Below are 13,544 nucleotides of genomic sequence, written 5' to 3' on the forward strand. Positions count from 1 at the left end.
CAGCTATCGCAGGCAAGCCAGCTCCCACAGTTGATCGGGTTTACACCTCAACAAAAACAAGACTGCTGAGCAAATCATCATGACCCAGCAAAACCTGTTTCTCGGCATCGACTGCGGCACCCAGGGCACCAAGGCTATTGTGCTCGACGCCTCCAGCGGCAAGGTGCTGGGCCTGGGCGCTGCGGCACACACGCTGATCAGCGGTGCCAATGGCCGCCGCGAACAGCACACCCAGGAATGGCTGGACGCCTTTACCGAAGCCACTCACCGCGCCCTGCAACAGGCCGGCGTGGACGGCCAGCACATCCTCGGCATCGGCGTTTCCGGCCAGCAACACGGCCTGGTATTGCTGGATGACAACGGCCAGGTGCTGCGCCCCGCCAAACTGTGGTGCGACACCGAAACCGCGCCAGAAAACGACCGCCTGCTGCATTACCTGGGCGGCGAAAGCGGTTCGCTGGAACGCCTCGGCGTGGCCATCGCGCCGGGCTACACCGTGTCCAAGCTGCTCTGGACCCGCGAACAACACCCGGATGTCTTCGCGCGTATCGCGCATATCCTGCTGCCCCATGATTACCTGAACTACTGGCTGACCGGTCGCGCCGTTGCCGAATACGGCGACGCATCGGGCACCGGTTATTTCAACGTGCGCACCCGTGAATGGGACGTGGCACTGCTCAAGCACATCGACCCCAGCGGGCGTCTCGAAGCGGCCCTGCCGGCACTGGTCGAAGCCAATCAAATCGTCGGCAGCATTCTGCCTGCGATTGCCGAACGCCTGGGCATCAACCCCAATGCGGTGGTGTCCAGCGGCGGCGGCGACAACATGATGGGCGCCATCGGCACCGGCAATATCGCCCCTGGCGTGATCACCATGAGCCTCGGTTCATCGGGCACCGTCTACGCCTTCGCCGATCAGCCGAATGTGAGCCCGCAGGCTTCTGTCGCGACGTTCTGTTCCTCCAGCGACGGCTGGTTGCCGTTGATCTGCACCATGAACCTGACCAACGCCACTGGAGTGATTCGCGAGCTGTTCGACCTCGACCTGGCCGCGTTCAACGCACGGGTCGCCGACGCGCCGATTGGCGCCGACGGCGTGAGCATGCTGCCGTTCCTCAACGGCGAGCGCGTGCCCGCCCTGCCCCACGCCACCGGCAGCTTGCACGGTTTGACCATGACCAACCTGACCCGCGCCAACCTGTGCCGCGCGGTGGTGGAAGGCACCACCTTCGGCCTGCGTTACGGCCTGGACCTGCTGCGCCAGACCGGCCTGCAAAGCCAGAGCATCCGCTTGATCGGCGGCGGCTCAAAAAGCCCGGTGTGGCGGCAGATGGTCGCCGATATCATGAACACCGAAGTGGTCTGCACCGAACAAAGCGAAGCGGCAGCCCTGGGCGCGGCGATCCAGGCGGCGTGGAGCCAGTCCGGTGAATCGCTGGCCAGCCTGTGCGACAAATGCGTGAGCGTCGACCCGACCAGCCGTACGCTGCCGGTCGCCGAGAACGTGAGCGCCTACCAACATGCCTACGAGCGCTATCAGCAGCTCGTGGCAACCCTTTAAGAGCGAGCGACTATGTATTTGGTGTGTGGCGAAGCGCTGTTTGATTTTTTCAGTGAAGAAGATGCCAGCGGGCAGGCTTCCAGGGTCAATTACAAGGCGATTGCCGGTGGCTCGCCGTTCAACGTTGCGGTGGGTTTGCGCCGTCTGGGCATTGAGGCGGGTTTGTTCGGCGGCGTGTCCACCGACTTTCTCGGGCGCCGGCTATTGCAGGTGCTCAAGGATGAGGGCGTGGATGAGCGATATTTGGTCGAGTTTGCCGCGCCGACCACGCTGGCGATGGTGGCAGTGGGCGCCAATGGCTCGCCGCAATACAGCTTTCGTGGCGAAGGGTGCGCCGATCGCCAGCTGGAGGTGACGCACCTGCCGGCCTTGGGCGATGACATTCGCGGCCTGCACATCGGCTCGTTTTCACTGGTGGTTCAGCCTATCGGCGACACCCTGCTGAGCCTGGTCAAGCGCGAAAGCGGCAAGCGCCTGATCAGCCTCGACCCCAACGTGCGCCTCAACCCGCAGCCGGATATTCAGCTGTGGCGTGACCGCATCGCGGAGCTGGTCAAGCATGCCGACCTGATCAAAGTCAGCGACGAAGACCTGCACCTGCTCTACCCCGACCAGTCGCCACAAAGCGTGCTGCAAGGCTGGCTGAAACACCGCTGCCAGTTGGTGTTCCTCACGCGCGGTGGCGACGGCGCAACCGTGTTCAGTCGCCAGCACGGCACCTGGTCGGCACCGGCCGTCAAGGTGGTGATGGCCGACACCGTCGGTGCCGGCGATACCTTCCAGGCCGCACTGATCGCCTGGCTGACCGAGCGCGGACTGGACTCGGTGGCGGGCCTGCAACAACTGACCCGCGAGCACATCGACGGCATGCTTGGCTTTGCCATTCGCGCCGCCGCGCTTACGTGCAGCAAGACCGGGCCGGACCTTCCGTATCGCCAGCAGTTAGCCTGAACGGGCGTTCATGAAGGTTTTGTCAGTTAGCCGAAGATTAATCAGCGGTTAATCCCCCGAGTCGACTCTGAAAGTGACCGCACTCATCGCCCCCTGGGGCCCGTGCGGCCGCGGGCGCATCATGTTGATGCGCCCGCGAACGACTTGCGGAGAACCCCCATGAAACTGCGTACGTTACTGTTCACCGGCACGCTGGCCCTGGCTGCGGTATCCGGCCTTGCCCAAGCCGACACTCAGCAGGCTGCGTCCAAACCTGTGCCTTATCAATACGGCATGCCTTTGAACATCGACAAGGTGATTGCCATGAACGAAACCCCAACCAATGACTGCAAGGTCATCAATGCGGACATCAAGTTCGTGGACAAGGCTGGCAAGGTGGAGGACGTGGGTTATCGCAAAATGTCCGAAGCGTGCGATTTCCAGAACTGAGCCACCCTGCTGGGTAGGAACTATCAGCGACGGGATGGGCAATCTACCTGATACATGTAGGAAGTTCCTTGAAAACCCTCATTTAATCAATGGTTAAGGCTGGGGGTTAACAGTGGGCCGACCGCACTGTTGCAGCCATCGGCTGAGCGTGCGGCGCCGGGTCATCATTTCGATGAGCCGCATCACTGATGGAAAATCCACATGAAACTGCAATTCCCAGCGCTCCTCTGCTGCACCCTCACGCTGGCTGCCGCATCGGCAATCGCACACGCAGAATCAGAGCCGGTGCCGTATCGCTACAGCGTGCCCCTGAACATACACAAAGTAATCGCAATGAATGAAACGACGACAGATGAATGCAAAGTGATCGATGCATCCATCAAGTATCTGGATAAAGCCGGCGAGTTGAAAAACGTGAGTTATCGCAAAATGTCCAGCGCCTGCCTGTTTCAGAACTGAAGGGTGACGACATAGGGCGGCGCAATAGCTGGTATCCTCTCGCGCTCGTCCCGCAGCCGAAAGGATTCGTCATGCCGTTTCGCTTTTATACGCTCGCCCTCTTTACCGCCCTGCTCTGCTTTGCCCTTGCATTGGTCTGGGGTCTGCGCCCCGAGCTGTTGTTATGGCTGTGGAGTGTCGAATATTCCAGCGCGACCGGGCTGGTATCACGGCGTAATGCCGCATTGTTCCTGGCCATCGGCATCATTTTTTATCGTGCCCGCCACGCGCCACCCTCCGAGACACGCCGCGCCCTGACCACCGGGTTTATCACCGGTTGCCTGGTGCTCGCTGTATTGGGTTTTGGGGAGTGGATCAATGGAAACGCCGGGCCGGGAATCCTGTTGGCGGTGGCGACAGAAACCGTACTGGGCCTGGCGTTTATCCAGGCCCACAGGTCATCGGTGACTCAACCTCAAACATCCGCCTAGTAGTAGCCGCGCCCGCCCACTCTTTGCAGCGTGGGTGCCTGGGTGTGCTTGAGGTCTTCGCGCAACCCGGCAATCAGGTTGCAAATGGCTCGACTGCTGTCGAGTTTGTCGGCGTTTATACCTTTGACTTCCAAATCCACTCGGTCACGGTCATGGTCGTCATAGACCTTGATCGTCAGCGAAGCGTCTTCGGCTTTGATGCATTCGCACCGTTTGGGCAGGAAACTTCCTTCAATAATGCTGCGAAGTTCTAATTCCGAAAGCATGGCTAACCTCTCCTTTTATGAGACCGCCAATGAATTTATATGACCAATCAACTGCCGGCGGATCACTCGCCCGCCATGTCTTGCCGACCCTGGAAGACGTTTCAACACTCAGATTACTCGGCAAAGTCGTCACTCGTTGTAACCATTCCTCATAAGTGGCCGCACTTGCTATATAAGTCGCTCAGGTTTTTACATTCAGTCATTAAATCTTCTTCGATCAGCTGGGATTAATCGTTTAACTCGACACTTCGCTTAAACTTCACACTGGGCGGCGACTCTTTCAGCAACATATCGCAAACTATCAAAATTGATATTGGCGCCTGAGTTGATCGCCACCAGGGTTTGCCCGCTGACCCCGTGTTGCGCGACGTACTTGCGAATGCCCGCCACCGCCAACGCACCGGAAGGCTCGGTGATGGAGCGCGTGTCGTCGTAAATCAGCTTCATGGCGCTGCATAATTCGTCGTTGCTGACAGTGATGACCTCATCCACCCACGCCCGGCAGATCTCAAAACCATAGGCGCCGATTTGCGCCACGGCGGTGCCATCGGCAAACCCGTCGACGCTCGGCAACACCACGCACGCTCCCGCACGCAGTGCAGCCAACAGGCAACTGGAGCCTTCGGGTTCAACTCCGACGATGCGCACTTCAGGCCGCAGGTATTTGACGTAGGCGGCAATTCCCGCGATCAAGCCGCCCCCGCCCACCGGCACGAAAATAGCGTCCAGCGGACCTTGCTGCTGGCGCAACACTTCCATGGCCACGGTGCCTTGGCCGGCAATCACGTCCGGGTCATCAAACGGCGACACAAAGGTGCAACCCGAGGCCTCGGCCAATTGCAGCGCGTAGGCCAGGGCAAACGGAAAACTCTCCCCCTGCAACACCGCCTCGGCGCCCCGGGAGCGCACGCCCAGCACCTTCAACGCAGGCGTGTTACACGGCATGACGATACGCGCCTCTATCCCCAACTCCCGCGCTGCCAACGCCACGCCCTGCGCATGGTTGCCCGCCGACGCCGTGACCACGCCGCACGCCTTTTGCTCAGCCGTGAGCTGCACCAGCTTGTTGTAGGCGCCGCGAATCTTGAAGGAGAAGGTCGGTTGCAGGTCTTCGCGCTTGAGCAGTATCTGGTTGCCAAGCATCGTCGACAGCGCCGGCGCCAGCTGCAAAGGCGTGCGCACCGCCAGGTCATAGACCGGGGCGGCGAGGATCTTCTTCACGTAGTGCTCAAGTAATCCCGTGTCGCTGGCAGGGGTAACGGGGCACGTGCTCATGGGTGTCTCCTGGCTTTTTATCAAAGGCCCTGAAGACGGAAAAACAAAAAACCCGCCTCCAGGGCGGGTTTGGGTGCAGCCGTGTGCTATCCCGCCAAATGAGGAATGGCGGTAATAATCATGCTCGGCTGACTGCGGAAGGTTTGTAATTTCATGTCACGAAATTAACCGGCGGCTACCAGGCAAGTCAATGGTCAACCACCATTTAGCCGGCGAGGGTTTACGATTAATATACGAAACGTATACGCTTTGTATATTCCATCACCGCAGTGAACCCTATGGGCATCGTCAAGATCACCGACCAATTGCACGAACAGCTACGCCTGGCCAGCGCCACCATGGACCGCTCCATCAACGCCCAAGCCGAATTCTGGATCAAGATCGGCCTGCTCGCCGAACTGAACCCCAGCCTGGCTTACAACGACCTGATCAACAAACTGTTGCTGGACAAACCCGACCTGATCCGGGGGCGCGGCTGATGATCAAGACTGCCGCACAGCTTGCCGTGATGCGTGAGTCCGGGCGCCTGCTGGCCCAGGTGTTCACGATGCTCGACAGCTTTGTTGCCGCCGGCCGCTCCACTCTGGAGCTGGACAGCGCCGTTGAAGCCTTCATCCGCAACGACTTGAACGCCCGCCCGGCGAGCCTTGGGCAGTACGACTACCCGTATTGCATCAACACGTCGATCAACGAGGTGGTGTGTCATGGGATGCCCAGTGCCAAGGACATCCTCAAGGATGGCGACATTATCAACATCGACATCACCCTGGAGAAAGGCGGTTTTATTGCCGATTCCAGCAAGATGTACATGATCGGCGACGTCGCGCCCAAAGCGCAGCGGCTGGTGGAAAAGACCTTTGAGGCGATGTGGGCCGGTATTCGTGTGGTCAAGCCTGGGGCCCGGCTGGGCGATATCGGGCACGCGATTCAGAGCCATGCGCAGGCCAATGGCTACAGCGTAGTGCGTGAATATTGTGGCCATGGTATTGGCCGGGAGATGCATGAAGAGCCGCAGATCCTGCACTTCGGGCGGCCGGGTACCGGTATGGAATTGCGTGAGGGGATGGTGTTTACGGTGGAGCCGATGCTGAATCAGGGCAGCGCTAAAGTGCGCAGCTTGAAAGATGGCTGGACGGTGGTGACCAGGGATAACGGGTTGTCGGCGCAGTGGGAGCATACGGTGGCGGTGACGGCTGAGGGGTTTGAGGTGTTGACGTTGCAGTAGGGGTTTCTGGGTTTTTGGGTACATATTCAAGGTCTTTGGAAATCTGTCTGACAGGACGAACACCATCTCTGTGGCGAGCGGGCTTGTCGAATCGTCGCACCGCCCGCGTTGGGTTGCGAAGCGACCCTAAAAGCAACAATGCGGTGAGTCAGGTATTCTTCGGGCGCTGGTTCTGGGGCTGCTTCGCAGCCCAACGCGGGGCAAGCCCGCTCGCCACAGGGATAGCGTATGGCCGTTGAGTTGCGCAACCAGTATCAACCTTAGCCCCGCTAACGGATACGTACCCCGCCAGACAGTCTCACCGCCCACCCGCTATCCGCTTCAACCCCAGTACCATCAACCCCGCCCCCACCCCCATCGCCACCATCAGCAAGGGATACGACACCCACCACGGCGTCCCCGCCGTCATCATGCTGAACTCCGACATCCCGCCCACACTGGCAATCAAGTTAAGCGGCAAAAACACCACGTTGATCAGTGTCAACTTGCGCAACAGGTTATTCATACTGTTGTTCATCAAATTTCCGCGCGCATCAATCAACCCGGAAAACACATTGGAGTAAATCTCCGCCTGCTTGTAGCACTGATGGTTCTCAATAATCAGATCATCAATCAACCCAAGAATCTGTGGGCTGAAATGCTCCTTCTCGCCATGATTACGCAAGCGCGACAACACCGCGCCGTTGCTGTGCAGCGCATTGATGTAATAAATCAAACTCTCACTGAGACTGAACATCTGCATTAAATGGTGATTACTCATCGACGCGTTGAACTGCTGCTGCAACTCGCGCGCAACCAGCTTGATCACCTTCAGGTGGCCCAGATAGTGATGGATATTATTGAGCAACAGGTCCAGCAACACATCCAGCGGCGTGTGCAATGGCCGCCGTGCACCGAGCCCCGACAACGGGGTTTCATCCGTGGCAATCACCAGCAAACGGCCCGGCGAAAACAGCAGGCCGCAGGACGACACTTCAAACACCAGGTTGCCACCGCCGGAGTAATTCTCCGGGCGCTTCCAGATCAGAAACAGGTAGTCAGGGTGAAACTCGATCCGTGACACTTCATCCGGGTCGAGCGCCGAGGCCAGGGCGTGCTCGTCGAGTTTATGGTGGTCCCGTAGCCATTCGCGCTCAGGCAAATCCGGGTTGTTGAACAACATGACGGGGGCATCGTCACGCGCCCCACTGCACAGCTTTCCATCGGCTAACTCAAAGCGCTGAATCATCGCGCGTCACCACACCTGGCCTTGGCGCTTCAACTCCAGGCGCCGCACAAATTCCTCCAGCACCAGCGCGTACAAGTCGTCCTGCAAATAGGCGTCTTCGATGCCGGCATCCATGTTCGGGTTGTCATTGACCTCAATCACCACCACCTTGTCGCCGGACTGCTTGAGGTCCACACCGTAAAGGCCATCGCCAATCAGGTTGGCCGTCTTGACCGCCAGCTCCACCACCGCCTTGGGCGCCTCGTGGACCGCCAGGGTGCGGCATTCGCCGTTGATATCCTGGCCGATGGCCTTGTGGTTGTAGATCTGCCAATGGCCCTTGGACATGAAGTACTGGCAGGCAAAAATCGGCTTGCGGTTGAGAACGCCGATGCGCCAGTCGTACTCGGTGTAAAAGAATTCCTGGGCGAGCAGCAATACCGAATGTTCGAACAGCTCGGCGGTGGCCTTGAGCAATGCTTCCTGGCTTTCCACCTTGATCACACCCCGTGAGAAACAGCCGTCGGGGATCTTCAACACCAGCGGAAAGCCGAGGCGCTCGCCCACCCGTTCGAAATCTTCCGGTCGCTCCTTGTAGAGAATTTCGGTGGCGGGCATGCCCAGCTGATGGCTGTTGAGCAGGTCGGTGAGGTAAACCTTGTTGGTGCAGCGCAGGATCGACGCCGGGTCGTCCATCACCACCAGGCCTTCGCTTTCGGCTTTTTTGGCGAAGCGATAGGTGTGGTTGTCGACGCTGGTGGTCTCGCGGATGAGCAAGGCGTCGTACTCGGCGAGGCGCGAGTAATCCTTGCGCTCGATCAGTTCGACATCGATGCCCAAACCTTTGCCGACTCGCACGAAATTCTCGAGGGCCTTGGCGTTGGAGGGCGGCAGTTGCTCCTGGGGATCGTGAAGAATCGCCAGGTCGTAACGGGCCAGACGGCGGGAGCGCGGCTGGCGCCAGATCTTGCGGCTGAAGTTGTCGAGGGCGTGGGCAAACTGGTCTTCCTGGTCGTCACGCAACTTGTGCAAGACGCCGGACTTGACCCCCTCGATGTGCCAGCCGTTGTTCTTGCGAAACTCAACTAACAGGATCGGGCACGGAAAGGTTTCAAACAACTGGCGGGCCAACTCCTGCAACGGCTCTATATTGGTTCGACCAAAATAAAGTGTCAGGGTAAAGCCTTCGGTGTTGCTGTAGAGGTGATGACTCAAGGCTTTATCGAGGGTTTTGTCCAGGTCATCCAGCGACAGGCCATACAGCGACTTTTTGGTCAGCTCACTGATGGTGCGCACCGAGGGAATCACCTTGTGCCCTCGCGCTTCCGCCAGCAACGAGCAGTAGTAACCATGCCCCAGGTACTTGTAGCTGCGGCACAGGTTGATCACCTGCACGCGCTTGCCTGTCTCGCTTTCGCGGGTTTGCTCGAGGTATTCCTGAGCGGTGACGATGTCTTCGCTGGGAAAGTAGGAGGCCCAATCTTCCTTGCGTTCGACAATAATCACGACTTGACTGGAGCCTCTGGGGAGCGCAGAAAAATAACCCTTGGAAGTTATTGTCGCCGCGACTGTTTGCTCGGATACTTCACGCCAATGACCTTGTACCGCCGACATAATATTTGATCCGCTTTAGAGAACTCGACCTTTTCTATTAAGCACGATCTTTTAGAGAAGTCCCGTTTCGTTACGCAACTTTTACGGCGGTCATATGGCTCTTTCCTTTCGCGTTGCAACCCCCTGTGACGTGCCCGAATTGGTGGCACTGGAACAGCACTGTTTCACCACCGACCGGCTCTCGGCGCGCAGCTTTCAGTGGATGGTCAGCCGTGCCCACGGCCAGTTGCTGGTGGCGGAAAAAGACCACCAATTGCTCGGCTACGGGCTGGTGTTGTTCCATCGCGGCACGTCGCTTGCGCGCCTGTATTCCATCGCCATCGCCGAACACGCACGCGGCCTGGGCCTGGGCAAGCAATTGCTCGCGCGTATCGAGGCGTGCGCGGTGGAGCACGATTGCGCCTACCTGCGCCTGGAAGTGCGCACCGACAACCCCGGCGCCCTCGCCTTGTATGAACGCAATGGCTACCGACGCTTTGCGGTGATCAACGATTACTACGAGGACCACACCGCCGCCCTGCGCCTGGAAAAGCGCATCGTCCAGCATCAGGACGCGCGCCCGCACAGTGTGCCGTATTACCAACAGACCACCGATTTCACTTGCGGCGCCGCGTGCCTGCTGATGGCCATGGGCGCGCTCGTGCCTGAGCGCATCGCGCAGCGCCGCGAGGAGCTGCAGATCTGGCGCGAAGCCACCACCGTGTTCATGACTGCCGGCCACGGCGGTTGCAGCCCGCAAGGGTTGGCACTGGCGGCCTGGCGTCGGGGCTTTCGGGTGCGCATGCAGGTGAATGTGCGCGGGCCGTTGTTTCTCGACGGCGTACGCGACCCGCATAAAAAGGACGTCATGCGCGTGGTGCACGAGGCGTTTGAAGAAGAGTTGGCCAGCAGCGACGTCGAGCAGGTACTCGGCAGCGCCCTGGACTTGCCTCAGGTATTACGCGAAGGCGGGCAGCCGCTGGTGTTGATCAGCAGCTACCGCCTGACCCGCTCCAAGTCGCCGCACTGGGTGATGGTCACCGACTGCGACGACGACTTCGTCTACCTGCACGACCCGGACGTCGACCACAGCCAGCACCGCCAGCCCCTGGACTGCCAGCACCTGCCGGTCAGCCATGGTGAGTTCGAGCGAATGTGCCGCTTCGGCAATAACAAACTGCGCGCGGCGGTTGTCGTCTTTACTCGGTAAACGCTCAGGCCACTTGCTTGATCCCGGCCCTGGCTTCCAGCGCGCGTACCAGCGGCAATACGCGCTTGCCGAAGTACTCGACTTCTTCCTGAAAATGCAGGAAGCCGGCCAGCACCAGGTCCACGCCCACCGCCTTGAGCGCGATGATGCGCTCGGCAATTTGCTGCGGGGTGCCGATCAGGTTTGTCTTGAAGCCGTCGTTGTACTGCACCAGGTCTTCGAAGCTGGACTTGGCCCAGTTGCCCTCGCCTTCCGGTGAAGACTGGCCGGCTTGTTTGGCCGCGTCGCCAAACGCTTTGACAGCCTGCGGGTCAGCCTTGTCGATGATTTGCGCGAGTACCGCGCGGGCTTCTTCCTCGGTGTCACGGGCGATGACAAAGGCATTTACACCGATTTTGACCGAATGCTTATTCGCCGCAGCTTTGGCGCGGATGTCGTCGACCTGAGCCTTGATGCCTTCCGGCGTGTTGCCGTTGGTGAAGTACCAGTCCGATACACGTGCGGCCATGTCCCGTGCTGCCCGCGAGCTGCCGCCCTGGAACACTTCCGGCTGGCCGAGCGGTTTGGGCTTGAGGGTGTAGTTGTTGAAGCGGTAGAAGTCGCCCTTGAAGGTGAAATTGTCCTGCGTCCAGATGCCTTTCAGGGCGCGGATAAATTCTTCGGAACGACGGTAGCGCTCATCGTGCTCCAGCCAGGGTTCGCCGATGGCCTGGAACTCACCCTTGAACCAGCCGCTGACGATATTCACTGCGATACGGCCGTTGGTGAGCTGGTCGATAGTCGCCAGTTGCTTCGCCGCCAACGCCGGTTGCCACGGGCCGGGCAGGATCGCCGCGATCACTTTGAGTGTGGTGGTTGCCGCCAGTAATGCATGGCTGAACGCCACGGATTCATGCTGGTTTTCTGCGCCGTAACCGGCAGTGAAACGAATTTGGGTGAGGCCATATTCAAAACCGGCGGCTTCGGCCAATTGCGCCAGTTTGCGGTTGTAGTCGATGCCCCAATCGGTGCGCTGTTCGATCTTGCTGACCACCAGCCCGCCGCTGACGTTGGGCACCCAATAGGCAAATTTCACAGCTTGCTGACTCATCTGGCAGTACCTCGTACGAAGGGATGGAGTGAGGGCTTGAGCAGCAAGCGTGCCAGTCGCTGGCAAACCCTGAAGGCGCAAGCGCTACGGCACAACATCAAGCGGCTCGACGCGTGGTCGCTGATGTCATGGATCGCGTCGATTTGTCGATCCGCTGTTGCTGGAGCAACAGTAAATCGTTGGCCCGCGCAGCAAATACAGGCCGTAGTGCCCGGCACGGACTGTGCAATCACCAGGGAACTTGAACACTGCCAAGGAGCTGTTCCCATGACCGAGCAACATGTGATCAACCCGCTGTCCACCGGCGTCGATTACCCCACGCTGGCCGCACGTTTTCGGCCGATCTTCCAGCGCATCGCCGGCGGCGCGGTTGAGCGCGAGCAGACCCGCACCCTGCCCTATGAGCCGATTCAGTGGCTCAAGCAAGCCGGCTTCGGCGCAGTGCGCGTGCCGGTGGAATACGGCGGCGGCGGTGCTTCGTTGCCGCAGTTGTTTGAACTGTTGATCGAGCTGGCTGCCGCCGACTCCAACGTGCCCCAGGCCTTGCGCGGGCACTTCGCGTTTGTTGAAGACCGCCTGAATGCGCCACCCGGCGCTGGCCGCGACCTGTGGTTCAAGCGCTTTGTCGATGGCGACATCGTCGGCTGCGCCTGGACCGAAATCGGCAATGTGGCCATCGGCGACGTCGTCACCCAGGTCAGCCCTGACGGTGATAAATGGACGCTCAACGGTGAAAAGTTTTACAGCACCGGGAGCATTTTCTCTGACTGGATTGACGTGTACGCCCAGCGCAGCGACACCGGCGGCGACGTCATCGCAGCCACCCGCACGCGCCAGCCCGGCGTGGTACAGAGCGATGACTGGGACGGTTTTGGCCAGCGCACGACCGGCAGTGGCACCACGCGGTTTACCGATGCGGTGGTGGAAGCAGAAAACGTGATCGACTTTGCTACCCGCTTCAAATACCAGACGGCGTTTTATCAGCTGGTGCTATTGGCCACCCTCGCCGGAATCGGCCGCGCGGCGCTCAACGACGTGGCGCATCAGGTGCGTCATCGCACGCGTATCTACAGCCATGGCAATGCACCGCATGTCAGTCAGGACTCGCAGATTCAACACGTAGTGGGTGAAGTGGCAGCCCTGGTGTATGCCGCCGAAGCGAGTGCGTTGAAAGCAGCGGTGCCGGCGCAACGGGCCTATCTGGCACGGTTTGGGGCAGATGAAGGGCTGGAGCGGGAAGCCAATGTGGCGGCGGAAATTGAGTCCGCCACGGCGCAGGTAGTGGTATCGGAGTTGATTCAGCGCGCGACGACGCAATTGTTCAACGCACTGGGTGCGTCGGATGTGCGTCAAGGCAAATCCCTGGACCGCCACTGGCGAAATGCGCGAACCGTGTCTTCGCACAACCCGGTGATTTACAAGGCACGGATTGTGGGGGACTGGGTGGTGAATGGAACTGAGCCGCCGTTTGTTTGGCAGATCGGAAATGGCGGTGGTAAGGGAGAGTGAGTACATGCCCCGATGCTGCGATAGCGGCTGATATCGGTTCAGCTTTTACAGCGGGTCACTTTTGGAAAAGTCCGGCTGAGGCCTAGCCAAAAGTGATCAAAACGCTGCGCCCCACCACTCGGTGCCTTTGCTTGGGGTCGGTGTGCCTGAGGGGCCGAGGTGACAGCATCGCAGGCAAGCCAGCTCCCACAGAGAAGCGGACCAGTGTATGAAGATGGTGAATCTTACTCGGTCAAAACTGTGGGAGCGGGCTTGCTCGCGAAGGCGGTGGGTCAGTTGATGAATGAATGGGCTGACCC

Annotated in this window: 14 protein-coding genes; 9 read left to right on the plus strand and 5 right to left on the minus strand. The window is 59.6% G+C overall.

Going from position 1 to position 13,544, the window contains the following annotated elements; all coding sequences use genetic code 11:
- Window positions 1-79: 79 nt before the first annotated feature.
- The 5 genes from xylB (at window position 80) to ACP7A2_RS26545 (ending at window position 3,870) form a co-directional block, all read left to right on the plus strand.
- Window positions 80-1,561 carry a xylulokinase gene (gene xylB / locus ACP7A2_RS26525; protein WP_426136755.1) on the plus strand — a complete coding sequence of 494 codons (1,482 nt, stop codon included), beginning with the start codon at window positions 80-82 and terminating at the stop codon, window positions 1,559-1,561.
- 12 nt (window positions 1,562-1,573) lie between these two features.
- Window positions 1,574-2,512, plus strand: a complete 939-nt coding sequence (locus tag ACP7A2_RS26530) for a carbohydrate kinase family protein (RefSeq protein WP_375070487.1) — start codon at window positions 1,574-1,576, stop codon at window positions 2,510-2,512.
- Window positions 2,513-2,671: 159 nt separating this feature from the next.
- Entirely contained in the window at window positions 2,672-2,941 is a 270-nt protein-coding gene (locus ACP7A2_RS26535; RefSeq protein ID WP_426136756.1) for a DUF2790 domain-containing protein, read from the plus strand.
- A 201-nt stretch (window positions 2,942-3,142) separates the two neighbouring features.
- Window positions 3,143-3,400: a DUF2790 domain-containing protein gene (locus tag ACP7A2_RS26540; RefSeq protein WP_426136757.1), complete on the plus strand. Its 258-nt coding sequence runs from the start codon at window positions 3,143-3,145 to the stop codon at window positions 3,398-3,400.
- A gap of 71 nt (window positions 3,401-3,471) precedes the next feature.
- Window positions 3,472-3,870 carry a hypothetical protein gene (locus ACP7A2_RS26545; protein ID WP_426136758.1) on the plus strand — a complete coding sequence of 133 codons (399 nt, stop codon included), beginning with the start codon at window positions 3,472-3,474 and terminating at the stop codon, window positions 3,868-3,870.
- Here ACP7A2_RS26545 and ACP7A2_RS26550 read toward each other — a convergent pair.
- On the minus strand, window positions 3,867-4,136 hold the full coding sequence (locus tag ACP7A2_RS26550) for a DUF1652 domain-containing protein (RefSeq protein ID WP_426136759.1): 270 nt from the start codon (window positions 4,134-4,136) through the stop codon (window positions 3,867-3,869). The genes ACP7A2_RS26545 and ACP7A2_RS26550 overlap by 4 nt on opposite strands.
- Before the next feature lie 252 nt (window positions 4,137-4,388).
- Window positions 4,389-5,411, minus strand: coding sequence for a threonine ammonia-lyase, biosynthetic (gene ilvA / locus ACP7A2_RS26555; RefSeq protein ID WP_426136760.1), 1,023 nt, complete (start codon window positions 5,409-5,411; stop codon window positions 4,389-4,391).
- A gap of 278 nt (window positions 5,412-5,689) precedes the next feature.
- Between ilvA and ACP7A2_RS26560 the strand changes: the two genes are divergently transcribed.
- Together ACP7A2_RS26560 and map are read left to right on the plus strand one after the other, a co-directional pair.
- Complete coding sequence (locus ACP7A2_RS26560) at window positions 5,690-5,890, plus strand: ParD-like family protein (protein WP_426136761.1); 201 nt, start codon at window positions 5,690-5,692, stop codon at window positions 5,888-5,890.
- Window positions 5,890-6,636, plus strand: a complete 747-nt coding sequence (map, locus tag ACP7A2_RS26565) for a type I methionyl aminopeptidase (protein ID WP_426136762.1) — start codon at window positions 5,890-5,892, stop codon at window positions 6,634-6,636. Before ACP7A2_RS26560 ends, map begins: the two co-directional genes overlap by 1 nt.
- 298 nt (window positions 6,637-6,934) lie before the next feature.
- On the opposite strand, the gene ACP7A2_RS26570 is transcribed toward map, so the two are convergent.
- Both ACP7A2_RS26570 and ACP7A2_RS26575 read right to left on the minus strand, forming a co-directional pair.
- Window positions 6,935-7,864 carry a magnesium transporter CorA family protein gene (locus ACP7A2_RS26570; protein WP_426136763.1) on the minus strand — a complete coding sequence of 310 codons (930 nt, stop codon included), beginning with the start codon at window positions 7,862-7,864 and terminating at the stop codon, window positions 6,935-6,937.
- Window positions 7,865-7,870: 6 nt separating this feature from the next.
- Window positions 7,871-9,457, minus strand: coding sequence for a RimK family protein (locus ACP7A2_RS26575; RefSeq protein WP_426136764.1), 1,587 nt, complete (start codon window positions 9,455-9,457; stop codon window positions 7,871-7,873).
- 94 nt (window positions 9,458-9,551) lie between these two features.
- Here ACP7A2_RS26575 and ACP7A2_RS26580 point away from each other — a divergent pair, with 94 nt between their 5' ends.
- Window positions 9,552-10,646, plus strand: a complete 1,095-nt coding sequence (locus tag ACP7A2_RS26580) for a GNAT family N-acetyltransferase/peptidase C39 family protein (protein ID WP_426136766.1) — start codon at window positions 9,552-9,554, stop codon at window positions 10,644-10,646.
- Between the two features lie 4 nt (window positions 10,647-10,650).
- On the opposite strand, the gene sfnG is transcribed toward ACP7A2_RS26580, so the two are convergent.
- Entirely contained in the window at window positions 10,651-11,736 is a 1,086-nt protein-coding gene (sfnG, locus tag ACP7A2_RS26585; RefSeq protein WP_426136767.1) for a dimethylsulfone monooxygenase SfnG, read from the minus strand.
- A gap of 267 nt (window positions 11,737-12,003) precedes the next feature.
- Between sfnG and ACP7A2_RS26590 the strand changes: the two genes are divergently transcribed.
- Window positions 12,004-13,245, plus strand: coding sequence for an acyl-CoA dehydrogenase family protein (locus ACP7A2_RS26590; RefSeq protein ID WP_426136769.1), 1,242 nt, complete (start codon window positions 12,004-12,006; stop codon window positions 13,243-13,245).
- The last annotated feature ends 299 nt before the right edge of the window (window positions 13,246-13,544 follow it).

The sequence above is a fragment of the Pseudomonas sp. PWP3-1b2 genome, from assembly GCF_049896045.1.
Taxonomy (GTDB): Bacteria; Pseudomonadota; Gammaproteobacteria; order Pseudomonadales; family Pseudomonadaceae; genus Aquipseudomonas; species Aquipseudomonas antarctica_B.